21 protein-coding genes are annotated in these 21,207 nt (G+C 66.1%); 4 read left to right on the top strand and 17 right to left on the bottom strand.

Going from position 1 to position 21,207, the window contains the following annotated elements; translation table 11 throughout:
* Positions 1-48: 48 nt before the first annotated feature.
* From BGP17_RS20225 to BGP17_RS20175, 11 genes are all read right to left on the bottom strand, one after another.
* Positions 49-504 carry a CopG family transcriptional regulator gene (locus BGP17_RS20225; RefSeq protein ID WP_286713378.1) on the bottom strand — a complete coding sequence of 152 codons (456 nt, stop codon included), beginning with the start codon at positions 502-504 and terminating at the stop codon, positions 49-51.
* On the bottom strand, positions 501-2,474 hold the full coding sequence (locus tag BGP17_RS20220) for a conjugal transfer protein TraG (RefSeq protein WP_286713377.1): 1,974 nt from the start codon (positions 2,472-2,474) through the stop codon (positions 501-503). Before BGP17_RS20220 ends, BGP17_RS20225 begins: the two co-directional genes overlap by 4 nt.
* Before the next feature lie 12 nt (positions 2,475-2,486).
* Entirely contained in the window at positions 2,487-4,229 is a 1,743-nt protein-coding gene (locus BGP17_RS20215; protein ID WP_286713375.1) for a relaxase/mobilization nuclease domain-containing protein, read from the bottom strand.
* 247 nt (positions 4,230-4,476) lie between these two features.
* Positions 4,477-5,184 carry a lytic transglycosylase domain-containing protein gene (locus BGP17_RS20210; protein WP_286713374.1) on the bottom strand — a complete coding sequence of 236 codons (708 nt, stop codon included), beginning with the start codon at positions 5,182-5,184 and terminating at the stop codon, positions 4,477-4,479.
* Positions 5,184-5,528, bottom strand: a complete 345-nt coding sequence (locus BGP17_RS20205; protein WP_286713372.1) for a DUF736 domain-containing protein — start codon at positions 5,526-5,528, stop codon at positions 5,184-5,186. Before BGP17_RS20205 ends, BGP17_RS20210 begins: the two co-directional genes overlap by 1 nt.
* Positions 5,512-6,108 (bottom strand): S26 family signal peptidase, encoded by a 597-nt coding sequence (locus BGP17_RS20200; protein ID WP_286713371.1) that lies wholly within the window; start codon positions 6,106-6,108, stop codon positions 5,512-5,514. The genes BGP17_RS20205 and BGP17_RS20200 overlap by 17 nt, the downstream gene beginning before the upstream one ends.
* The gene (locus BGP17_RS20195; RefSeq protein ID WP_286713369.1) at positions 6,105-6,635 is read right to left on the bottom strand and encodes a DUF2840 domain-containing protein; all 531 of its coding nucleotides are present in this window, start codon (positions 6,633-6,635) and stop codon (positions 6,105-6,107) included. The genes BGP17_RS20200 and BGP17_RS20195 overlap by 4 nt, the downstream gene beginning before the upstream one ends.
* Positions 6,632-6,907: a helix-turn-helix transcriptional regulator gene (locus tag BGP17_RS20190; protein WP_286713367.1), complete on the bottom strand. Its 276-nt coding sequence runs from the start codon at positions 6,905-6,907 to the stop codon at positions 6,632-6,634. Before BGP17_RS20190 ends, BGP17_RS20195 begins: the two co-directional genes overlap by 4 nt.
* A 121-nt stretch (positions 6,908-7,028) precedes the next feature.
* A complete protein-coding gene (locus BGP17_RS20185) occupies positions 7,029-7,760 on the bottom strand; it encodes a DNA -binding domain-containing protein (RefSeq protein WP_286713366.1) in 732 nt (243 codons plus the stop codon).
* A 195-nt stretch (positions 7,761-7,955) separates the two neighbouring features.
* The gene (locus BGP17_RS20180; RefSeq protein ID WP_286713364.1) at positions 7,956-8,279 is read right to left on the bottom strand and encodes a DUF736 domain-containing protein; all 324 of its coding nucleotides are present in this window, start codon (positions 8,277-8,279) and stop codon (positions 7,956-7,958) included.
* Between the two features lie 977 nt (positions 8,280-9,256).
* Positions 9,257-9,424: a hypothetical protein gene (locus BGP17_RS20175; RefSeq protein ID WP_286713362.1), complete on the bottom strand. Its 168-nt coding sequence runs from the start codon at positions 9,422-9,424 to the stop codon at positions 9,257-9,259.
* Between the two features lie 386 nt (positions 9,425-9,810).
* Here BGP17_RS20175 and BGP17_RS20170 point away from each other — a divergent pair, with 386 nt between their 5' ends.
* Together BGP17_RS20170 and BGP17_RS20165 are read left to right on the top strand one after the other, a co-directional pair.
* On the top strand, positions 9,811-12,456 hold the full coding sequence (locus tag BGP17_RS20170; protein ID WP_286713360.1) for an NERD domain-containing protein: 2,646 nt from the start codon (positions 9,811-9,813) through the stop codon (positions 12,454-12,456).
* 44 nt (positions 12,457-12,500) lie between these two features.
* Complete coding sequence (locus BGP17_RS20165) at positions 12,501-13,064, top strand: hypothetical protein (RefSeq protein ID WP_286713359.1); 564 nt, start codon at positions 12,501-12,503, stop codon at positions 13,062-13,064.
* 6 nt (positions 13,065-13,070) lie between these two features.
* Here the strand turns inward: BGP17_RS20165 and BGP17_RS20160 are convergent, their stop codons facing one another.
* Together BGP17_RS20160 and BGP17_RS20155 are read right to left on the bottom strand one after the other, a co-directional pair.
* Positions 13,071-13,937 (bottom strand): hypothetical protein, encoded by an 867-nt coding sequence (locus BGP17_RS20160; RefSeq protein WP_286713357.1) that lies wholly within the window; start codon positions 13,935-13,937, stop codon positions 13,071-13,073.
* A gap of 10 nt (positions 13,938-13,947) precedes the next feature.
* On the bottom strand, positions 13,948-14,868 hold the full coding sequence (locus tag BGP17_RS20155) for a HEPN domain-containing protein (RefSeq protein WP_286713355.1): 921 nt from the start codon (positions 14,866-14,868) through the stop codon (positions 13,948-13,950).
* A 211-nt stretch (positions 14,869-15,079) separates the two neighbouring features.
* On the opposite strand from BGP17_RS20155, the gene BGP17_RS20150 reads away from it, so the two are divergent.
* Positions 15,080-16,003, top strand: a complete 924-nt coding sequence (locus BGP17_RS20150) for a DNA-processing protein DprA (RefSeq protein WP_286713354.1) — start codon at positions 15,080-15,082, stop codon at positions 16,001-16,003.
* Positions 15,954-16,628 (top strand): hypothetical protein, encoded by a 675-nt coding sequence (locus BGP17_RS20145; RefSeq protein ID WP_286713352.1) that lies wholly within the window; start codon positions 15,954-15,956, stop codon positions 16,626-16,628. The genes BGP17_RS20150 and BGP17_RS20145 overlap by 50 nt, the downstream gene beginning before the upstream one ends.
* Before the next feature lie 49 nt (positions 16,629-16,677).
* On the opposite strand, the gene BGP17_RS20140 is transcribed toward BGP17_RS20145, so the two are convergent.
* The 4 genes from BGP17_RS20140 to BGP17_RS20125 all read right to left on the bottom strand — a co-directional run.
* Positions 16,678-16,869: a sigma factor-like helix-turn-helix DNA-binding protein gene (locus BGP17_RS20140; RefSeq protein ID WP_286713351.1), complete on the bottom strand. Its 192-nt coding sequence runs from the start codon at positions 16,867-16,869 to the stop codon at positions 16,678-16,680.
* A 181-nt stretch (positions 16,870-17,050) separates the two neighbouring features.
* Positions 17,051-17,974: a DUF2493 domain-containing protein gene (locus BGP17_RS20135; RefSeq protein ID WP_286713349.1), complete on the bottom strand. Its 924-nt coding sequence runs from the start codon at positions 17,972-17,974 to the stop codon at positions 17,051-17,053.
* Between the two features lie 307 nt (positions 17,975-18,281).
* Positions 18,282-19,307, bottom strand: a complete 1,026-nt coding sequence (locus tag BGP17_RS20130; RefSeq protein WP_286713347.1) for a DUF7146 domain-containing protein — start codon at positions 19,305-19,307, stop codon at positions 18,282-18,284.
* A 14-nt stretch (positions 19,308-19,321) separates the two neighbouring features.
* On the bottom strand, positions 19,322-21,207 hold a 1,886-nt coding region (locus tag BGP17_RS20125; protein ID WP_286713346.1), incomplete at its 5' end, for a strawberry notch C-terminal domain-containing protein.

Raw genomic sequence — 21,207 nt, 5'->3', positions numbered from 1 at the left:
CAGCATACCCGCCAGCAGAAGCGCCACGCTGTCGCATCCGGGACCACATCAGCCGGACGGCTCGCCGGCATCGGCCGAGCCTCGTTCACCGGTCCCATCGACATCCTCCGAAATCTCGTTCCTCAGCCGCGGCCCGAACTCCATGCGCCGGTTGAGGGTTTCGACGAACCGCTCCCAGCGTTCCCTGCCCATGGCCTGGGCCGCGGCAAGCGCGGTGTCCGAAAGCGGCGGATTGTTGATCAGCCAGAACCGCACGAACAGGGCCAGCGTCTCGTTGCCGAGCTCGACATGCCAGGTCAGCCGATCCGCCTGCCGGGATAGACGGTCGAGGCGCCGGCTCAGTACGCCCTCGAGATGCTCGCTGCTGTCTCCCGAAAGGAAGGAGGAGAGCGCCGTCTCGACCACCAGCGCCTGGGGCACGCGCTTGCGCGCCGCATAGTCGGCGAGTTGCGCCGACAGGTCGGGCGGAAGCCGGAAGGTGTGCTTGATCCGAAGCGCACTCATAGGTCGATCCCGTCCTTGGGATCGAGCGATGCCTGCCGCGCGGTTCCGCGCATCCGGTCGGTCAGACGTCGCGTGACGGTCGCATCCTCGGTGGCACTGTCATCGAACTCGAACTCGCCGGGCGGCGGTGCCGGACGGGGCACGATATCCTGTTCTTCGGGCAGCTCGGGCTCACGGCGGATGCCGCCATTCGCGGAATCATCATCGCCTTGCACCGCTGTGTCGATGGGCTGCGCGCGATCCGGGATTGGGAGCGCCGACCAGTCGTTTGCCCGGGGTGTCCGCGCCGGTCCTGGCGCAGGCGGGTCGATCACCCGGCTCGTCAGCCGCCGGTCGGTGAAATAGCGCGCCTTCATCGCCCGGATCGGGTGGACGCCCGCCACCATCACGATCTCGTCGTCGGGCGGCAGCTGCATGACCTCGCCCGGCGTCAGCAACGCGCGCGCAGTTTCGGTGCGCGAGACCATGAGATGACCGAGCCAGGGCGAAAGCCGATGGCCCGCATAATTCTTCATCGCCCGCATCTCGGTCGCGGTGCCGAGCGCATCCGAGATTCGCTTGGCGGTGCGCTCGTCATTGGTCGCGAAGCTCACCCGGACATGGCAGTTGTCGAGGATCGCATTGTTGGGGCCGTAAGCCTTCTCGATCTGGTTGAGCGACTGGGCGATCAAGAACGCCTTCAATCCATAGCCGGCCATGAACGCCAGCGCGGACTCGAAGAAGTCGAGCCGGCCGAGCGCCGGGAACTCGTCGAGCATCAGCAGTACCTTGTGGCGGTCGGCGCTGGGCTTGAGCTCCTCGGTCAGCCGCCGGCCGATCTGGTTGAGCAGGAGCCGGATCAGCGGCTTGGTCCGGCTGATGTCGGAAGGGGGAACGACGAGGTAAAGCGTCGACGGCCGTTCGCCCTCGACGAGGTCGGCGATCCGCCATTCGGAACGGCTGGTGACCTGGGCGATGACCGGATCGCGATAGAGGCCCAGGAACGACATGGCGGTCGACAGCACGCCCGAGCGCTCGTTCTCGGACTTGTTGAGCAGTTCGCGCGCGGCAGAGGCGACCACGGGATGGACACCGGCTTCGCCCAAATGACGGGTCGACATCATCGCAGCGAGCGTTGCTTCGATCGGCCGCCTCGGATCGGAGAGGAAAGCGGCGACACCGGCGAGCGTCTTGTCGGGCTCGGCATAGAGAACGTGGAGGATCGCGCCGACCAGCAGCGCGTGGCTGGTCTTTTCCCAATGGTTGCGCCGCTCGAGCGAGCCCTCGGGATCGACCAGCACGTCGGCGACATTCTGGACGTCACGGACTTCCCATTCGCCCTTGCGCACCTCGAGCAGCGGATTGTAGCCGGCAGAGGCCGCATTGGTCGGGTCGAACAGCAGCACTCGTCCGATCCGCGCGCGGAAGCCCGCGGTCAGCGTCCAGTTCTCGCCCTTGATGTCGTGGACGATCGCCGAACCAGCCCAGGTCAGCAGCGAGGGGATGACGAGACCGACACCCTTGCCCGACCGCGTCGGTGCGAAGCACAGCACATGCTCAGGGCCATCATGGCGAAGATAGGCGTCATCGAGCCGGCCGAGCACCACCCCGTCGTCGCCGAGCAGCCCGCCAGCCTCGACCTCGCGGCGCGTGGCCCAGCGTGCAGAGCCATAGGTCTCGGCATGTTTTCGTTCGCGTGCGCGCCAGACCGACATGCCGACCGCGACCACGACCGCGGCGATCCCGCCGGAGGCTGCGACGTACGCACCTTTCACGAAGATTTCGGGCGCATAGGCGTCGAAGCTGAACCACCACCAGAAGAAGGCGGGCGGCGGATAGACGGGGTAGCCCGCAACCCAGAACCAGGGCGGTCCAAGCTCGCTCTGATAGCCGAGCGCCTGGGCGGTCCATTGTGTCGCACCCCAGACCGCGCCGAGCACGATCAACAACACGATGATGACCTGCCCCCAGAGGATCTTCGAGGATTGCATGGGAATGCCTTTCTAGATGCCGAGGCCGCGGCTGCGGCCGAAGGTCCAGTCGATGCCGCCACCGGGAGCCATCGTGCCGGTGATGGTGGCCCCAAGCTGCCGATCGAGCGCCGGGCGCCAGGGAACGAGCTGAAAGCCGAGCCCGTCGTCGATCATCGCAAAGCGGCCCGAGGCGAGCGTGACCCGCTCACGATAGGTGCCGGCGATCGTCGAGCCGGGCGTATTTTGATAGGGTGTGAGCCCGGTCCGCGCGGCGATCCGTGCGGACGCCTCGCGCAAGTCGGCCGAGCGCAGTGTGTCGATCAGGTTCGGGGCGAGCGTGACACGTTTGCCCATGCGGGTCGCCAGCCCCTCGGCAACGAGGTGATCCTCGCGGGCCGCCATCGCCTCGCGAACCTCAGCCCCGAACCCGACGCTGGCTTGCGCGGTGTCGCGCGCCAATAGCTGCCGGTCGAGCCAGGTCGCACCCCGCGCGGTCACCTGGCTCTCGATCGGAAGATCGCTGCGCACCGCGAGCGCGCTGCGCTGGACGCCGTTACGGTCCTGCCAGCCCCGCAGCTCGACGATCGCTCCGACGGGAGCGTCGCCGGTCAGCTCGAGATCCCCGAACCGCAAGTGGTGGTGGCGGCCATCGACCCCATCGACGATCGCATAGGCGGTGCCGGTCAACTCATCCTGCAGGCCTCGGGCGACCAGGCGCCCGGTCACGGCTTGCGGCGTACCGGGAGGATGGATGGCCAGGCGCCCTTCGTGGATCGCGTGCCCTGCATCCCGCATCGCGCGGTGCATCGACTTGATGATGTCGCCGCGGTCGCCAAGTTCGCGAAGCCGAGACTCGATATCGGGCCTGAGGGTCCAGCGAGCCGGTCCTGCCGGTGTCGCTAGACCAAGCCGCTCGAGCTTCTGCGCGCGACCGGCGAACAACAGCGTGCGGCGGTCGGGCGCGCCGGCCGGTAAGGGCCGGAGATCGACGATGCCGTCCTCGCCCACGCGCGATTGCAGGCCATTGTCGAGGCTCGTCCATCGGTCGGCTTCGACTTCGCGGTCGAGCGCGCGCTGGATCTCCTGCTCGGTACGAGGCCCCAGCTCCAAGGTGACGCGCGCCTCCGCGCGGTCGCGCAGGCCATGCGATATATAGCAGCGATCGATGACGAGGTCGGCGCCGTCCTCAGCGACGCCGCGGACCAGGATATGGACGTGCGGATTGTCGGTATTCCAGTGATCGACCGCGACCCAGTCGAGCCGCGTGCCGAGATCTTTCGACATGTCGCCCATCAGCTCGCGGGTGAAGGTCTTCAGGTCCGCGAGTTCGCCGGCATCCTCGGGCGACACGATGAAGCGGAAATGATGCCGGTCGTCTGCGCAGCGGCCAGCGAACGCGTCACCGCTCGCCCGGTCGGATCTGGCATCGAACAACGATGCGTCGCGCCCATCACGGGTCACGCCGTCACGTTCGAGATAGGCGATGTGCCGGGCAAGCGGCGCCGCTCGAAATTTCGGCCCCGAATGCCGGACGATCCTGGCCTTGACGATCACCCGCCGCGACGTCGCCGAGCGCCGGCCCGAAAGCGCGGCGCCACGGCCACGCCCCAGCCGCCCGGTTCCACCAGCGCGCCGGCCTGGTCGTCGGGCGAACCCGGCGCGGGCCGCAGCGCGCTTGACCTGCGCGGCCAGGCTCAGCGGCTTGACGCTCCCCGACCCCCGGCTTCGCCCCTTTCCGGGTCGCACCCGAAGATCATCGTCGCCAGCGGTCATTGGCGTGCTTCCGGCGACGCTGCCAGCGCCCGAGGTATTGAATTTCCAAGATAAAATCGGTCAGGCGACGGCAGGGTGTGGGGACAGACGGCGCAAATTCCGCAATCGGAACAACCACATGCGCCCGCACCGACGGCGGCGCTTTTATCTCGCCATCCCCCACACCCTCCCCCCTGCAGCTCCCACAGCCTGCTTTCCCTTCCGTCCTTCCTGAAGCGAATGGGCCATTCTGGGACCGCCAGACCCATCATTTGGGAACGCCCGTCCGACGCACGAACACGGTGTCTCGAGCGGCCTCTGACGGGCGAGAGTCGGGCTTGGTCTGAGGTTCGGAAGACGAAGATCCGCCCGAACGCGCGGGTTCGTCGACCTCTGTTAAAGGTGAGCGAACGAACAGTTCGCCGCCACGCCAGGCCTCGGGATCGGGCAAGGTACGGCGCTTTGCAGAGGCACCGCCGTCCATCAACCGGCCCGACAAACGGGCGACATAGGCGACGGTTTCGGCGGGCAAAGGACGGCCCGCAAGATAGGCTTTGTACCGCCCCGGCCCCGCATTATAGGCGGCCAGAAACCCTGGATCGCCATACCGGTCGAGCAGCTCGCGAAGGTATGCGGTACCGGCAAAGATGTTGTCGCAGGGATCGAAAGGATCGCCGCCCAAATCGTACCGTCGTCGCAGATCAGCCCATGTTCCGGGCATCAGCTGCATCAGCCCCATCGCCCCTTTCGGCGATACTGCGTAGACCACCCCACCGCTCTCCACGACGATCACGGCACGGATGAGCGTGTCCGGAATGGCGAAGCGCTGGGCGGCGCGTGCGATCGGCTCATCGAGCACCATGGCTGGTTTGCACGGCACCGCGATGATGGCGGCGTGCGCGCTCGCCAGCGGCGCGCAAAGACCCGCCACCACGAGCGCCAGGCCGACAATTCGATGGCCGATCGCGTGGTTCATCACTGCTGCTCGGTCTCGCGGCGGCGCTGGTTGCGCTGCCAGAAGAGCAGGTGCGGCTGGCCCTCGACCGCCGGTCGGAAGAGGTTGGCGCGGATCGGGCGGGGGAAAACGGGATCGTCGATGACGATCGCGATATAGGCTCCGGCCTTCTCGCCGGTCCGTTTCCAGCCAGCGCCGACCTCCGGCCCATCGCCATTTTCGCCGACATGGACGCGGTAATCGGGCGCATTGCGCGCATCGCTCCGCTGCGCGGGAACGATGGTCAGGGCAGCTCCGATCGCGAAAGTTTCGAGGCGCCCGGCAAAGCCGTCGCCACGCTCGTTGAATTCACCGATGTTGATCATGGGAAACTCCTTGGGCCTTTGGTTCGGGGGAAGGTTCGCGCCCGGAGGGCGCGCTTGCCGGGGCGACGGCGCCGCCGTCCGGAAGCCAAAGGGGTGCGAGCACCGCGACGATTCCGCGCGCGGGAACCGGGCCGAAATATCGCCCGTCAAAGCTGTCGGGAGACGCGGGATTGAGCAGGAAAACTTCGCCGGAGCGGAGCGTCCGGCACCCGCTCCAGGATGGGAGCAGTCGCCCCATCCGATCGTGCGTTCGGGCCTCCGAGACGCGCGTGCCGTCGATTGTGACAACAAGGCCGGTACGGCATACGGTCTGCCCGGCGACGCCCAGGACGTGCTTGAGCATCGGCACGCGGAGCGGCAGATAGCCCCGCGCCGCCATGAGCTGGGCGATCGGAGCAGGCGCTTGCGCCGCAACCAGATCGCCGCGCTTCACGCTGCCGGCGGGTCGCGCCGCATAGAGGCCGACCGGCACGCTGGCGCTGGCATTCCAGACCAGGCGCGGGATGGGCTTGAGGAACGCCGGGATGACCAGCGCGCCGATCGCGCAATAGCCGGTGAGCAGGATACCGAAGCGCCTCATGCGCCAATCTCGCGGCGCAACAGCCACGCGCGATGACGCGCCAGCGAATAGGCGCGCGGAGCATAGCCGGCGATCAGCCGGTTATGGGCATGGCGCCAATAGTCGGGTGCAACCGCGCAAGGATCGACGCCCAGATCCTCGACGCGATCGATCAGCGCGAGACCGGCGCGGACCTTCGGCCAGCCGTGGAGATGAAGCAGCAGCTCGCCGCCGGGTGCGACGCAGGGAAGCGTCGTATAGGCGTCGCCGGGGGCGACGGCGCGGACGATATCGAGCCGGGAGAGGATCGTGCCATAGTCGTTCGTTGCCCAGCGAACGAAGGCGAACACGCTGTTCGCAGCGAACGAAAGCAGGCGGCGCCGTCGGTCGAGAATCTGGTCGAGAAGCGGCGCGCCGAAGCGAATCCAGCGCTCGGTTGCCTGCTCGACCCAGGTCAATTCGACCGTGGTTATCCCCTTTTGGGGAGAGGCTTCTGCCCGGGCGGGGACAGCCGGACCGGGCACAGTCGAGGCGATGATCGCACTCATCGCCGCACCGGCCCCTTGCGATCGAGAATGCTCGGATCGATGCGCTTGGCAGGATGGACGGTGCCAGTGCCGGTGTCGGAGGTCGAGCGCCGAACCCCCTGGTCGGCCCAGCTGACCAGGTCGTCCACGGCATAGACGATGCGGCCGCCGAGCTTCCGGTAGACTGGCCCGGTGCCATAGCAGCGATGCTTCTCCAGCGTGCGCGCCGAGAGACCCAGCAGCAGCGCGGCATCGGGGGTTCTGAGCAGCCGCTGTGTCGTCTCACCTGACATTCAGTCTCTCCGGGCGTTGGCCCGGCAAGCGCGGCGGGCCCGTTCCAATCACGGGCATCCAATGGCGGCAGTTGGCGCCTGCGAGGGAGCGGCTGAAATCGCACCCCGACAAATGTCGCCCCTAGCTGGTCAGCAGGTCGCGATATGCCGAGGCGCTGAGGCCGTGAGCCTCGTCGAGGAGGCGCTGGACGCGCCGCCGCTCGCTCGTCGCCTTCCATGCGACGGCGTCGGTTCCGGCGAGCCAAGGATAGACGATGCGCGTGCCTATCTCGCGATTGCTGGCACCGCCCAGCGATGCGTCGAGCACGCGCAGCAGCAGCGCCAGGCGCTGCCGCTGTAAGGCGCTGGGGTGCAGGATGCGCACCGGTTCGGCGGTGCTGAGCCCCGCGAACATGCGCCGCACCGCATCGCAGGCGGCGGCGCTGAGCGCATTGCCGAGCGGCGGCAGCAGGATCGCCAGCCCCTCGCGATCGCCGTCAGCGAGCCGAAAGCGATGCCGCGCGCCGGCGATGTCGAAGACGAGGTTGCGCGTCCCGGCCACGCTGAAATCCACCAACGGCGCGAAGTCGGGAAGCGCCGCGGCGCCGCCGAAGCCGCTCGGCGCGGCGACCAGCGATACGATCTGCGATGCGCACTCCGCGCGCCAGATCGCCGGCGCGGTGCGCACCGATCGATCGGGATCGAACAGGCGTTCCAGGCCCCAGCGCCTCGCCTGGGTTAGCGATGCAGCCGCTTCAAGCGCGCCTTGGGCCGTCGCCCAGGCCGCGCGATAGGCCGGGCTTCGCCGCAGGAATTCCTGCGCGAAATCGGCGCGATCGTGCTTCGCGAAGCCGGGCGCGGCATGGGCCGGCAATGGCGAGCGAATGGCGACGGCACGGGCTCCGGCTCGGGATTATTCCCGCCGCCAAATCGCCATCCCGCCATCCCGCTTCGAAGTCCCCGAGGCGCGGTAGCGCTCCGCGCCAGAAGGGATAACGCTGGCAAGTCCGCGTGATCCGGACATGCGAAAGGCGCCCCGCCGTGTCCGGCGGGGCGCCTTGGCGTCGTGTCAGTCGTTGCTGGAGCGCCGCGGGCGCGACCAGATCAGGCTCGAGCTTTCGCCGCCATCATCGTCGAAGAGGTTCGCGAAGATGGGCTGGGAGAAGCTGGGGTCGTCGAGCTTGACCGAGAGATAGGGACGCTGTTCGGCCGAGGTCTTGGCCCAGGCGGCGCCGATTTCCGCGCGGCCGACATAGATCCGATGGGTGGGCGCGTTGTCGTTCGCGCTGGCGGGTTCCGGAACGATCCGGACGTTCTTGGCCTGGACGCTGAGGGTCACGATCGAGCCCTGATATTCCTCGCCGACCTTCTTGAAGCTGCCGATGTTCGCCATTGTCTTAATCCTCAATTCCTCAAGACCGCCCCATGCGGCCTCGATGGCGTCGGAAGGACGGGTGCGAATGACGCCGCAGCTTTAGCCCGCAGCGTAGCGGAGGACTGCCCAAGCGGGCTTTCTTGCCTCGCGAGGAATGGGCGTGAGCCCAGGGGAAGAAAGTTGGCTTGGGCAGTTGCGGCTAGTCAGGCGAGGCGAAGCCGGTATCCGTCCATACAGCCATCAACGAGGCCTCAGGAGCGGCTTGCAAGCTGAGGATGACAGTGGCGCGCTCAGACAAAGGCGGCGTGGCAGGTTACGATCCGCAGTCCCGCCGCCAGGTTGGAGTCCGAACCCGCCTGGACCCATCCACAGAACGACGCGCTCAGCCGGATCGGACCTCCCGGCCGCACGCATCGGCGCCTTGGGCGAGCCCGCCGTGAAGCGCCGGTTCGCGGGTCTGCCGATGTCCCTCAGCAACCACCCATTGCGCCTTGCGACAACGGGTACGGCAACCCATGCCATCAGCTCCTCGCCCGGCACCCGATGCCATTGTTCGAGACCAGGGGCCTGGCCGCACACGGCGGGCGCCGATCGCGCAATAGCCACGCGCCAATGAGCCAGTTTGGAAGTGACCGGTGTGAACACGGCAACGGAAGGCAACCGCGTGCTGAGCGAGAGCAAGGCGGAAAACATGCGAAGCGACCGTTCGATGCCGAGCTCGACACAGTGATCAACCTCAATGCCGTGCAGGAACGAAAGGGGTTATGTCAGCACCGACACCGTTCGGATCGCGCTGACCGATGTGACGGCGGCGGTCGACTTCAATTCCAGGCTCGGCCGCATGCCGCGCAAGCGCCGCAAGCCGGGCGAATATATCGGCTCGCGCTATGCGAGGCTGCTCGAGGACTTCATCGACAACCCGGCATGCGCATGGACGCCGGCCATGAAGGTCAGCCGCGAGGACATGCTGAACCAGGCCGACCTGTCGCGCGCCGTCAGCGCGCGAAGGGGTCGTATTCGCGAACGATCAGCGACGGATCGCCGTCGAACTCACGCTCTTCGGCGACGCCGAAATTGCTGCCTTCGATGCGGAACACGACGACGATGGTCATCAGCGTCCGCGCCAGGTTCCAGGCGTTCCTTTGTGCGAGGGAGAGCGGCATCTCGAAGCTCCTGTCCGGGAGCGGGGACCGCCCCCGCTCGACAGGCGCCCGAAGTGTCCGGCGCACGGCCGCAATCACCGCGCAGGCTCGCCGGAGCGGCCGCATGCGAAGCATAGCGGACCCTTTACGGGTTGATGGCGTCAGGCCGTGGGCCGGGCCAAGGAAGTGCCTCCAAGAGCGGGGACGGTGGTCGCGTCAGGCCTGCCGCCGATGTTTTCGAGCCCTATCGACGGGCGTGTTGGAAATCGCTGACCCTATGCCCTTCCTCCGGATCCACTGTATTGGAGCGGCCATCCCCAAATCGTTGCCGGTGGCGATGCCCATGCCGCTAGCAAATAGGCTCTGCCGCAAGTCGCGGCGCTGTTATGGTCCGAGGGATGCATTCGGTGCCAAGCCTCGGTGAGATCTATGTCGGCGCGGCCATTGAGGAATGGTCGGAGCGTCGCGTCATCGAGAGTGTCCATGCGTCGCTGTCGGAAGCGGGCGAGCCCTTCATCCTCATGGCCAATTTCCATGTCGATGGCCGACAAGTCGATTGCGTCGTCGCGACTGCTCGGCAGGTAACGGTACTTGAGATCAAAAATACGCGATTGCCGGTGCGCGGCGGCGTCGACGGCGACTGGGAGCGTCTTCACGCTTCGGGCCGTTGGCTGCGATACACCAATGGTTATCGCCAAGCGTTGACGCAAAAGAACCGACTCCGCGACGCAATGGGTCGCCGCCGGTCGGCGGGCAGTTTTTATCCGAATGCAGCCGTGGTCTTTGCCGAACCGTTGCCGGCGGGGTCCATGCTGACCTCGGGCGATTTCAAAGTCACAGTGAGCACGCTTGAGCAGCTCCACATCACCCGCAGCGCCGGTGACAGTCCGTGGTCGCTCGACGATTGGCTTGCCTATATTCGCGACCAGTCTCTGAAGCGTATCGATCTAGCCGAGCTGATGGGCGGACCCGCGCTCGAACAGGCGTTCGATCTTGTCCGCGAATTCAGAGCCGCGTCAGCCGAGGAGTTGGACCGAGCGGTTCAGTCTTGGCTCCCAGAAAGCGACGAACAGCGCAACCAAGTTCTGGAACTGCTCGACACATCGCCCGGAGGGTATGTTAACGGCCCCTCTGGTTGTGGCAAAACGCTGGCGGCACGATGGCTGGCGCGCCGAATGACCGCTGCAGGCGAGTGCGTCATTCTCCTGGCAGCCAAGGACTATGACGGGTCTTGGGCACAACTGCTAAGGCGCGAACTCGCGCTCGTCGCCGATGCCAGCCTAACCCGCTTTCTCAATTCGTTGCGCGCGACAGGCTGTCCGGTCCGCATCATCGTCGACGGCGTCAACGAGTTCGGTGCTGATCGCGCCGCCGCCCTACGCGGGCTTCGCGCCATTGCGCGCCGGCTGGAAGCGCGCGTTATAGTGACGGGACAATCGGCCCTGCCCGACCAGCTTGCCGGCCTCGCGACGATTTCGATTGCTGCGCCATCCCTGGCACTCAAGGAGCGGATCGCCAGTGAATCGCCAGCAGCGATCAGCGGCGCCGTTCGCGACTTGCTGAAAGCGGTGACCAGCGGCTTCGAGGCCGCGATCGTCGGTGAAATCGGCACAGAAATGTTAGTGGGCGCATCACGGCAGCTGCTGGTCGATCAATTCATCCGCAAACGACTAGGACAGGCCGCGCGGTCCGGTTCGGCAGGTCTGCGGCGCTTCGCCGAGCGGCTCGTCGATACGACCACCTTCTCGATGGGCGAGACCGAGTTCGACGAGTTGATGATCGGTGCTGGTGTCGGAGCCGATGAGGTCGACACAACATTCGCGGCCGGAATCCTCGCGAAGCGAAGCGGACGCGTATCGTTCGCGCACGAAATCCTGCTCAACGCTTGCGCGGCCCATGCCTTCGCCCAGCATGCCTTGGTCGCCGGCGCCAAGTTCGCGCATCTCCTCGCACTGCCGGCTCTCGAACCGCTTGCGACCGATATCCTTTCGGTGATCGAGGACGGCGAGACCGTGACTGCGATTCTGGAGACGACCAGCAGTGCCGCGTTGCTGTTCGAAGCGGCACAAGGACTGGCAGGTCCGCTCGGCGAAGCGACAGCAAAGGGTTTGCTCGATCGAACCGAAGCCGCGATCAAGGAAGAGATCGGGTTCTTGCGTCTCGCCATTCAGGACGGCGACAACCCGGCCGTGCATTGGGATGCAGCGACTTTGAGGGAATGGAGCGATCCAGAGCGGGCCCGCATCGAGGCGCTCGCGCGCGAAGTCGGGAACGGATACCGGATCGATCGCTATTTTGCGCTCTGCGCTGTGATGGACGCTGCGCTCCTGGAAGAGCGCCGACGTCTCTTCGACGCGGCGAGCACCGCCGGCATCCATGCGCTCAAAAGCGAATCCTACCGTCTCGCCTATCAGGGCTTTCTAGACGAATGTGGCATGTCGATGCTGAGCCGCACAGCGTTGAGCGGCATTCACGACATCGTCGGGACCCCAAAGAATAATCCGGCGCGTGACATGATGTCGCTCACGTCGGGTCAGCTGCATTTCTACCTTCAACGGCGCCGTCTCTTCCTCGATCACATCAGTGACGACGACCTTGCAGACGGGCTTACAGCAACGATCACCCAGCGGTTCCGCTACGAGCCTTATCACGTGAAGCTTGAGTTGATGCACGCCGCGGTGTTCGCGCGACAGGCAAGCCCGGAAAAGCTCCAGGCGCTGATCGAGGCGATCGAGACCATCGACGCGAACCGCGAGAGTCTCTTCATCAGTTCGTCGATCGTCGACTCGCTCAAGTTCCTTGGCGCTCTCGGAGATTCTGCCGAAGCGGCCCGCGATGGCATCCGGGAGCAGTTCGTGCGCGCCACCGGCGAGGCGGAGGACGAGATCATACTCGACCTGGCGCTGACGGTCAGCGTCACGATGTTCGATCATCCGTACGACTATATCTATGGCGACGAGTTCGAAGCGCTGGCTACCGACAAGCGGCGTTTGCTCATGCGCCGCGCGGCGCGCGCGCCCGACGCACGTAATGCGCCAACCTCGCCTGGGTAATCCGCGAAGTCGCGTCCTATGAGGACGTTGCGGACGCCGAAACCATGCAGACCTTCTCGGTGCTGCCCGATCCGCGCAACAGCTTTCCGCAAGAAGAATGGGCGGCTTTCACGGTCGCGATCCGCTTCCTGGGCAGGCACGGCCTCGATCTACCTGGGTTGCGCGGAGACACCGATCCCGAGCGCGCTCTGATTCTATGGCGAGCGCTGCTTTACGCAATCGCGGGAAGGGCCGAGCGCCTGCCGCCCGCTGTCACTTGGCGCGAGCTGGAGCATTTGCCTGCCAGCGCCGCTATCGGAAGCCTCAGCGAATTGGAGGCTGCCTTACGCGAGCATCACTGGAGCGAAGAGCGCGGTACGGTGCAGCCGAGCGTCCTTCGTGCCTTTCCCCAGGAGAGCCTGCGGCTGGCCCGCCGGTTTCTCGATGCCGGTGAGGAAGCCACGTATTTTCGGGCGGCCCAGGGTCGCGACAGCGGTTCCGAGCTCGCCTTCGGCATCATCGAGACGCAGGGCGACCGAAGCGACGTTGCCCGCCTGAGGGCGCTCACGCAGACGCCGCGCTACGCCCGACGCGCGCTTAGCGCGCTACGGAAGCTGGATTCCGCCTGACGGTGTTCAGATGCCGACTTCGTGCCAGAGCGCCGCATCGCGCTCGGCTTCGATATCTTCCAAATCCACCGGAACCCGACCGAATTCGAGGTTATACATCGGCATCTGCCAGTTGGAATTGAGCTGCCAGACATGGTCGTCAGTCGCATCGTCCGTGACGATCTCGGCGGCGTGCAAGCGTCCTACCATCTCCACGAAAAGTCGACGGCCGTCGTCGAAATGCTGGGTGTCGACAAAGTCCAGCGTTGCCCAGACGTCGTGGACGATCCGAACACCTGCCGGCGTGAACATGCCTAGCGCCGCCATCGCTTCGATGAGCAGGATCGCTAGCGGCGGATTGCCGAAGATTGCTCGGCTTCCGCCGTTGCCGCGCGGCGCGGACCATTGCGGAACGCCGTCCTCATGCACCTCGATATCGGCGTACATCGTGGATTCGCGGCTGTAGAGATTCCAGTTCGGCACAATGTACTCGCCGACATAACCTTCGAGATAATGGCCGCGGCGTTCCCGATCGATATACTCCTGCAACTCGGTAATGTTTACGGGCCGCCAGCCTTGCGCGTCGGCGTAGATCATCCGGCCGAGATGATCGTAGAAGGTCTTCACGATCGACTGGACGCGACGGGCGATATGCTTGGAGGGGCAGCGGGCCAGATCCATCAGAATCAGAACCTTCGCCGCCTCTTCCTCGGCAAAGCCTTCGAGGACGTTCTGCTCGCGCGAACCGTGTTCGAGCCGCTGCGCTGCGTCCCAGAAGCTGCGCGCGCTCGCGGCAATGATTGGCAATCCCTCGGAGATGAAGGACAGGCGATCGGCTTGTGGCATCTGCGTAAGGATGTCGGCGCGGCGATTGCCATAGGGGATACGGCCCATCGCAGCTGCCTCAGTTTTCCGCCCCGAGGCGGAGTTCATCCAACCGCTCGCGGCAAAGCTGCTCGACGATATCGCGCAGCCGCTTCACGGAATTGGAGAGCGCGTCGAGGTCGTCGGCACTGATCTCATAACTGGGCGAATAGCGGGCCTCAACATAGGCGCGCTTGAGCAATTCGAAGCGACGGCGGCCAATCCGCGCCTCGCGGGGAAAGGCGGCGATCAGGCGCGGTTCCTTGTCCTCCGCCAGAGACCGCAAGAACTTGATGTTGTGCGATCGGGGAAAATAGAGCGTCCTTACTAGCAGGAAGCACGCGTATGCTCGTTCCGTGGCCTGGTGAAGCATGAACGCAGCATCTTTGCGCCAGCCGAGATCGTCGATACCTTTTTCCATCTGATCTTCGGCGGTCTGAAGGGCGCGCCCGATCGCGGGCAGCCATTCATTCAAATACCCTTCCGCCATCGCAAGCGCGTCGGCGGGCGTCAGCGGCTTTGCCGCGGCAAGCGCATGCTGAGGAAGCTCGTAGAGTACTACGCCGTCACGAACGATATCGACCCAGAAATACTCGCCGCGCTGGAGCGCCTGGTTCACCTCATTAAGGGTGTGGACGATGATGTTGACCGGACGCTGCACGGCAGGATCGCGGAGGATCTTGTCCTCCGCGATGTACCAATAGGCCGAGATGTCGGTCAGGTCCTCATGGCTGACGATGACCAGCAGGTCGAAGTCGGACTGATAGCCGTTGTCGGGCTCATCGACCCAATCGTTGCGCGCATAGCTGCCGAACAGGATGATTTTGAGGATCCTGCCGTTCTTCTTCCACGGCTGGGTCGAGGTCGAGATCGCCTGCGCGAATTCCGCCATCAGCGTGTCGCGCACGCGCGCCAGCTCGGCTTGCTGGACATCGGGAAGGTGGTCGAGATCGACGCGCATGTTCATTTCCTAGCGGTGGCTGGCCGTTTCCTCAATGTTCCAGCGTCGGGAAGCAGTTCGAGGTTTGGATTGGGGATCACACGCGGTTCCGGGACGGGCAAGTTGCGAATGTTCGCATAATGTTCTATATTCGCAAGCCTAGGCGAAGCGATTTCCCGTTGCGTCGCGCGCCCGCTTGGGTCTTATCATCCCATGGGGAGTTTATAGCGGAATGCATCAAGCGACACTGTGGAGCGTCGGCGACCGCAGCAATCCAATTTCGGCGCCCATCGACGCCGCGCTCGAGATCGGCGCCTATGAGGCGCTGTGGTGCGAGCACAACGCAAGCTTCAAGTCGATCGCCGAGCGGTTTCGCGAGGCGCCGGGATCGCGCCCTTCGCACCTTGTGCCCGAGACACAGGCGCGCGAGACCGGCAGCAGGGTGCTGGCCAGGCTGCGCGAGCGAACGCGTCAGCGCTTCGACGTCCGCATCCATGGCGAGTGGGAATATCCGGAGCGGCTGCGCGATGCGGCCGATCCGGTCGAGCTGCTCTACATCCAGGGCGAGTGGGATCTGGTCACGCTGCCGGCCGTGGCGGTGGTGGGGACGCGCAAGCCGAGCCAGATCGGGATCGAGCGCACGCAGACGCTGGCGCATCGTCTGGCCAAGGATGGCTTCACCGTGGTGTCGGGTCTCGCCGAGGGCGTCGATACGGCAGCGCACAATGCTGCGATCATGGCAGGTGGCCGCACGATCGGCGTGATCGGCACCCCATTGGGCCAAGTCTACCCCAAGGCAAATGCATCGCTACAGGAGCAGATTGCGCGCGATCACCTGCTGATCAGCCAGGTGCCGGTGCTGCGCTACGACGCGCAGGATTTCCGATCGAACCGATTCTTCTTCCCCGAACGCAACAAGCTGATGTCGGCGCTGACGCTGGCAACGATCATCGTCGAGGCGGGCGAAACCTCGGGAACGCTGGTGCAGGCACGCGAGGCGCTGCGCCAGGGCCGGAAGCTCTTCATCATGAACAGCTGCTTCGAACGCAGCGACCTGACCTGGCCGCGCCGGTTCGAGGAACAGGGCGCGATCAGGATCCACAGCTATGCCGACGTTAGACGCGAGCTGGTCTCCGCAGATCCGGAAGATCGGTGACCTCGAGCGTCAGGACCATTGGTACCTGACGCCGGACCATGACTGCTATTTCTTCGGCGAGTATACCGCGCGCGCCGGCTATTCGCACAGCTCGACCAATCAGATCATCGGCAACCTCAAGAAGAAGCCGAGCGTGCGGCACACGCCACAATGGCAATACAAGCTGAGCGACATGCGGCGCGTCGCCGCGGCGGTTCGCAGCGCGATCAACCCTCAATCCTACGCCAGCACGACGTTCGTCCCGATCCCGCCGTCCAAGATGCGCGCCGATCCCGAATATGATTCGAGGATCGCCGACATCGCGCGGATGATCTCCCCCGATGCCAATGTCCGCGAACTGATCGACACGGTGGCGGAGCGCCAATCGCTGCACGGCAGCGAGCAGCGACTGACGCCGGCCCAGCTGACCGCGACGCTGGGAATCAACGAGGCGCTGTGTGATCCGGCCCCGACCAGCATCGTCCTGCTCGACGACGTGATCACGACGGGATGCAGCTTCGTGGCATGCAGGGCACTGCTCCAGCAGCGTTTCCCGGGGGTTTCGGTCCTGGGCATCTTCGCGGCGCGGCGCGCGGTCGATCATAGCGACGACGTCGCCGAATTCGGAGACCTGGACGATCTCTGAGGATCGACGGGCGACGATTTCCACCTGAACCGCGGCTTCGCGCGGCTCCTCACTCCGGAAATTGCATCAGGTGGACCATGGCGCTGCCGAGGAGGCGCTCGACCTCGGCGACGGTGATGTCGAGCTCGGCCGCGATCTCGAAATAATCGAGGTCGCGATAGCGTGCCCGCTGGAACACCTGCCACTCGGGTTCGGGCATGGCGTCGAGGGCACGGCGCAGTCTGCGTTGCTCGCGGTTCATGATCGTTCTCCATGACATATCGGCCGAAGCCGGGGGGAGAGACGGTGCGGGCCCGCGACGGGAGGCGGGACGCACCCGAAGGGCCGGAACGAAGTGGAGGACATGGGCCGAAGGCCCATGTTGCGGCGCGCCGCCGCGGGCCCAGGACTGGCTCGCCCGGCTTTGGCCGGATTGGCGGCGGTCATCGCCGCCGGTGATCGATGATCGCGATGCCGGCGCTGCGGGCCTTGTCGAACAAATTGTCCTGGATGCCGCCACCGGGGAAGATGATGATCCCGCGCGGCATGAGGCAGATCACCTTGTCGTTGCGCTTGAACGGTGCGGAACCGCGGCTGTGCTTAGCGAAGTCGGGGGCGATCGGAACCTGCTGCACCTTGCGCTCGCGGGCCCAAAGGGCGGCGATATGCTCGGCACCGGTGCGCGAGGCACCATGGAGAAGCACCATGCCGGGGTGGCGACCATGCACCTGGTCGAGAACCTGCCAGATCCTGCGATGATCCGAATAATCCGCGCCGCCGCTGACGTAGATGCGCTCGCCGGGAGGCACGAGCAGCTTCGCGTCGGCATATCGCCGGTCGTTGACGAACTCGCGGCTCTCGATCACCGCGGCGGTCATCGCGCGCCGGTTGAGCATCGAGCCGGACCTGGGCAGCCAGGGCTTGCGCAGATAGTGGCGGAACTGTTCGGCGAACGCCTCGCGAAAGGCTTCCATCGCGTCGCGGCGCTCGATCATGGAGCGGCCCTCGGCGATCAGCGTCTCGAGCTCGACCGACTTGACCTCCGATCCGTCCTGCTCGCGCTGCGATCGCTTCTGCGCCAGCTCGTTCGAGTCCAGCTGATGATCGACCCGCTCGACCGCGCGATGGAAGACGTTGGTGAAGCCCCAGAGCAACTCCTCCAGCTCGGGCTCGAGGCGGGTATCGGCGAGGCAAGCCGCCATCGCGTCGAACGTGTCGGCCGCCGCCGCCTCGACCAGCCTGCCCTCGGGCAGTGGTCTCGGATCGAGCTCGTGCTCGAACGGCCTGCGCCCGTAGAGCTCAAGCTCCTGCAGCAGGTGCGAGAACTGCGATCCGCCGCCTTCGCCAGTGTCGTGAACGTCATCCATTTCGAATTCTCCCGAACTGCAGCCGCGTCGCTTGCGGCCTTCCTGGCGACGAAAGGCGGCGGCGCACGCGGCCGTGCACGGCCGAGCGCAGCGGACGGCGAAGCCGGCGGCCGCCGAAGCGTGAGCGGAGGACCCGGAAGCGCGGCTATTTTGCTTCGCGATGCAAAGCGGGCCGCAGGCCCGCGGCGGAAAATAGCCGCGCGAACGGGTTGCACTGGCGCGGGCGCTGCCGACCGGTCGCCCTCTGGGAAGGCGCGTGACGCGGACTCCAGCAGCCGGGAATCGCAGAGGATGCCGAGCGGCAACGCTAGGGGCGGTCGTCACCCCGCATTTGCGCGAGAATCTGTGCCCTGAGCCGGTCGAGGCCGATCGCGCGCAGATCCGCGTTGAGGTCACCGCGCCGGGAGTCGATGGGCAAGACTTCGATGCCGAATCGACGGGCGCGTGCGGACAGTCCGGCAAATGCCTTGCGACCGGCGGGGTCTGCCTCCCTGGCGACATAGAGCCGGCGCAGCGTCGGCGGAAAGGCCAGCGCCGCCAGATGCGCGGCGGACAGCGCGGCGATCGCCGGCAGGATCGGGACGGCGGCGCGCAGCGACAGGGTCGACTCAATGCCCTCGCCTGCCGCCATCACTGCGCCCGCCTCGCCAAAGCGAACGCCGTTGCCGAGCAGATGGCCCATCGCCCGTCGCGGATAGGCGACCGCTGCCTTGTCGGCGCCATTGGGGGCCAGCCAGGTGCGATGGGCGCCTGCGATCCGCCCCGCGAGGTCGGTGACCGCCGCGACCATTGCGGGCATTGCGCGGGGTGTCCCAGGCAGATCGTCGGCGGAGGGGCGGTACCAGCATCGCGGATGGAAGCGCAGCGATCCGATTCCGGGAACGGACCGAATGCCACGGCCTTCCAGGTAAACCTCAGCAACCGTGCCGGCGATCGGGCTGGCGATCGCGAGAAGACGCCGTGCGGCCTCGGGCGATCCCGATCGAACCTTGCCGCGGTTGGGAGGCCTTTCCCCGGCGGCATTGGCGGGCACGCTGAGAAACCGCCTGGCCTCGGCAAGCGCCTCGGCCAAGGTCCCGGTTGCCGTTGCGGCGCGGACGATGTCGAGCAAGTCACCATGTTCGCCCGATTGCGCATCGGTCCATTTGCCCGCGCGCCCGGTGCCATCCGCTGTGTCGCGCAGCCGGACATAGAGGCTGCGGCCAGGGGTGTTGCGGACGTCGCCGACCAGCCAGTAATTCCCCTCGCGTTGGCCGTTGGAGAGGAAGCGCCGGCACAGGCGTTCGGCCTGCCCGGCGAGATCGCGCGCGATCGCGCTTGCGGGGTGTTCCATGGCGAGGCTCCCGCTCAGGCCGCGCTGGCGGCGGTTCGCGCCTCGACGCGTTCGACGGGAAAGCGCTCGAGCAGCCGGCCAAGGATGGCGGGGCCATCGCCACCGGCAGAAACGAACAGGCGCAGCTTCCAGGAGACGATCTCCGACATCAGGCCCATGGCCTTCAGCCGCTCGACGCCGAGGTCGTTGAATCCGATCAGCTCGATGCGGTGCAGGTGCATGCTCAGCACGCGCTGAAGCCGCTGCCCCTCGGCCAGGTGCAGCACCGCCTCGCCGCCCATCAGCATGCGCCACGCCTGCTCGGCGGTCAGCGCGGGCGCCTTCGATCCCAGCGTCGCGGCGACCCAGGCCGCAGGCACGCGCCGACCGACAATCCGCTCGCCGGCGTCGGTCTGCAGGCGGTAGACGCGCGTGGAGTCGCCGGGAAGCCGCCGCCAGATCGGCAGCAGCAGCCCCGCGACGACATGCATCTCGCTCGTCTCGAACTCCGGCACGTCAGCGCATTCCGCCTCCCAAGCGCCCGCGAAACTGTCGCGGTCGGCAGGACGCCAATGCGTCTCGGCCAGCGCGTCGAGCGGCATGGACGGACTTTCCATCGGTTTGATCAGGCGGATGCGCTCCTCGACAGCGCCGTCGTCGAGCAGGGCGCTGCGCGCGCGCACGCGGATCGCGGCGCGCCCGGAGCGCCGATTGACCAGGAGCAGCGCGCCGGGGTCGCGTGCGAGGGCCAGTGCGCCCTCGAGTCCGAGCGGACGATTGCGATCCTTGCGCGCGATGGTGAGCAGCTCGGTCTCCGCGCCGGTGCCGGGATGCACATAGATCGCCTCGCGGTGCGTCACGACAAAGCTCTCCGCGGCCAGCGTTTCCAGCCCGGTTTCATAGGTGCCGGAGGCCTTGGCGCCTTCGACACGCCGTTCGAGCAGTCCTTCGAAGGCGTCGAAGATCGTCCGCTGCATCGCAATCGTGAGCGCGAGCATGCGATTGAGGAAGGTCGTGATCGGCGGCAGCTCGTCGCGCAGGCCATTGTCGTCGCCGAGCGAGAGGCCGGTCGCCGCCTCGAACTCTTCGAGCGAGCAGTCCTGGATCTTGCCGCGGTAGAGCAAGCCGTAGAGCTGGCGCAGCGCATCGCGCGCGTAGACGGACTCGAGATTGTCCTCGGGGCGGAACATATTCTGCCCGCCGGTCTGGCGCTGGCCGCGCGTGATCGCGCCGAGCGTGTCGAGCCGCCGCGCAATCGTGGAGATGAAGCGCCGCTGCGCGCGGACATCGGTCGTCACCGGGCGGTAGCGAGGCGGCTGCTTCTGATTGGTGCGGTTGGTGCGGCCGAACCCCTGGATCGCGATGTCGGCCTTCCAGCCGGCCTCGACCAGATAGTGGACGCGCTGGCGCTGGTTCGCCGCGCCCAGATCGGCATGATAGGAACGGCCCGTGCCGCCGGCCTCGGAGAAGATGAGGATGGTCTTGCGGTCGTCCATGAAAGCCTGCGCCTCGGCGAGGTTGGACGCGGCGGGCCGGGATTCGACCGCGAAGCGGGTCGAGCCGTCGATGCGCGGCCTGGGCACGATGCGGCGGCTGCGCCCGGTGACTTCGGCGACCCGATCGGGGCCGAAATGCTGGACGATCTGGTCGAGGGCGCCGGGAATGGCGGGCAGCGCCGCCAGTCGCTCGATCATCGCCTGGCGCCGGACCAGCGCGTCGCGGCATTCGACGATGTTGCCCTCATGCGTGACCGGCCGTGAGGAGAGATTGCCCGAATTGTCCGTGAAGGGTTCGTAGAGCTGGACCGGAAAGCTGTTGGCCAGATAGTCGAGGACATATTCTTTGCAGTCGCAGTTTATGTCGAGCGTGGCGGCGGTAGGCGCAGGTTTCCTTCGGTTTTCCATGATTTCACTCCAGATAA

Origin of the sequence: Sphingomonas sp. 67-41 (assembly GCF_001899725.1) — a bacterium.
Classification (GTDB): domain Bacteria; phylum Pseudomonadota; class Alphaproteobacteria; order Sphingomonadales; family Sphingomonadaceae; genus Sphingomonas; species Sphingomonas leidyi.
This window is presented reverse-complemented; position numbering and strand designations above follow the sequence as displayed.

Bases quoted from the DNA above. Each gene is read 5' to 3' on its own strand.
- BGP17_RS20145 (WP_286713352.1), top strand. From the start codon at position 15,954: ATGCCGACGTTAGACGCGAGCTGGTCTCCGCAGATCCGGAAGATCGGT.
- BGP17_RS20130 (WP_286713347.1), bottom strand. From the start codon at position 19,307: ATGGAACACCCCGCAAGCGCGATCGCGCGCGATCTCGCCGGGCAGGCC.
- BGP17_RS20155 (WP_286713355.1), bottom strand. From the start codon at position 14,868: ATGCGCGTCGATCTCGACCACCTTCCCGATGTCCAGCAAGCCGAGCTG.
- BGP17_RS20195 (WP_286713369.1), bottom strand. From the start codon at position 6,635: ATGAGTGCGATCATCGCCTCGACTGTGCCCGGTCCGGCTGTCCCCGCC.
- BGP17_RS20165 (WP_286713359.1), top strand. From the start codon at position 12,501: ATGCAGACCTTCTCGGTGCTGCCCGATCCGCGCAACAGCTTTCCGCAA.
- BGP17_RS20140 (WP_286713351.1), bottom strand. From the start codon at position 16,869: ATGAACCGCGAGCAACGCAGACTGCGCCGTGCCCTCGACGCCATGCCC.
- BGP17_RS20135 (WP_286713349.1), bottom strand. From the start codon at position 17,974: ATGGATGACGTTCACGACACTGGCGAAGGCGGCGGATCGCAGTTCTCG.
- BGP17_RS20205 (WP_286713372.1), bottom strand. From the start codon at position 5,528: ATGATCAACATCGGTGAATTCAACGAGCGTGGCGACGGCTTTGCCGGG.
- BGP17_RS20175 (WP_286713362.1), bottom strand. From the start codon at position 9,424: ATGCCGCTCTCCCTCGCACAAAGGAACGCCTGGAACCTGGCGCGGACG.
- BGP17_RS20225 (WP_286713378.1), bottom strand. From the start codon at position 504: ATGAGTGCGCTTCGGATCAAGCACACCTTCCGGCTTCCGCCCGACCTG.
- BGP17_RS20160 (WP_286713357.1), bottom strand. From the start codon at position 13,937: ATGGGCCGTATCCCCTATGGCAATCGCCGCGCCGACATCCTTACGCAG.
- BGP17_RS20215 (WP_286713375.1), bottom strand. From the start codon at position 4,229: ATGACCGCTGGCGACGATGATCTTCGGGTGCGACCCGGAAAGGGGCGA.
- BGP17_RS20200 (WP_286713371.1), bottom strand. From the start codon at position 6,108: ATGAGGCGCTTCGGTATCCTGCTCACCGGCTATTGCGCGATCGGCGCG.
- BGP17_RS20150 (WP_286713354.1), top strand. From the start codon at position 15,080: ATGCATCAAGCGACACTGTGGAGCGTCGGCGACCGCAGCAATCCAATT.
- BGP17_RS20210 (WP_286713374.1), bottom strand. From the start codon at position 5,184: ATGAACCACGCGATCGGCCATCGAATTGTCGGCCTGGCGCTCGTGGTG.
- BGP17_RS20190 (WP_286713367.1), bottom strand. From the start codon at position 6,907: ATGTCAGGTGAGACGACACAGCGGCTGCTCAGAACCCCCGATGCCGCG.
- BGP17_RS20180 (WP_286713364.1), bottom strand. From the start codon at position 8,279: ATGGCGAACATCGGCAGCTTCAAGAAGGTCGGCGAGGAATATCAGGGC.
- BGP17_RS20220 (WP_286713377.1), bottom strand. From the start codon at position 2,474: ATGCAATCCTCGAAGATCCTCTGGGGGCAGGTCATCATCGTGTTGTTG.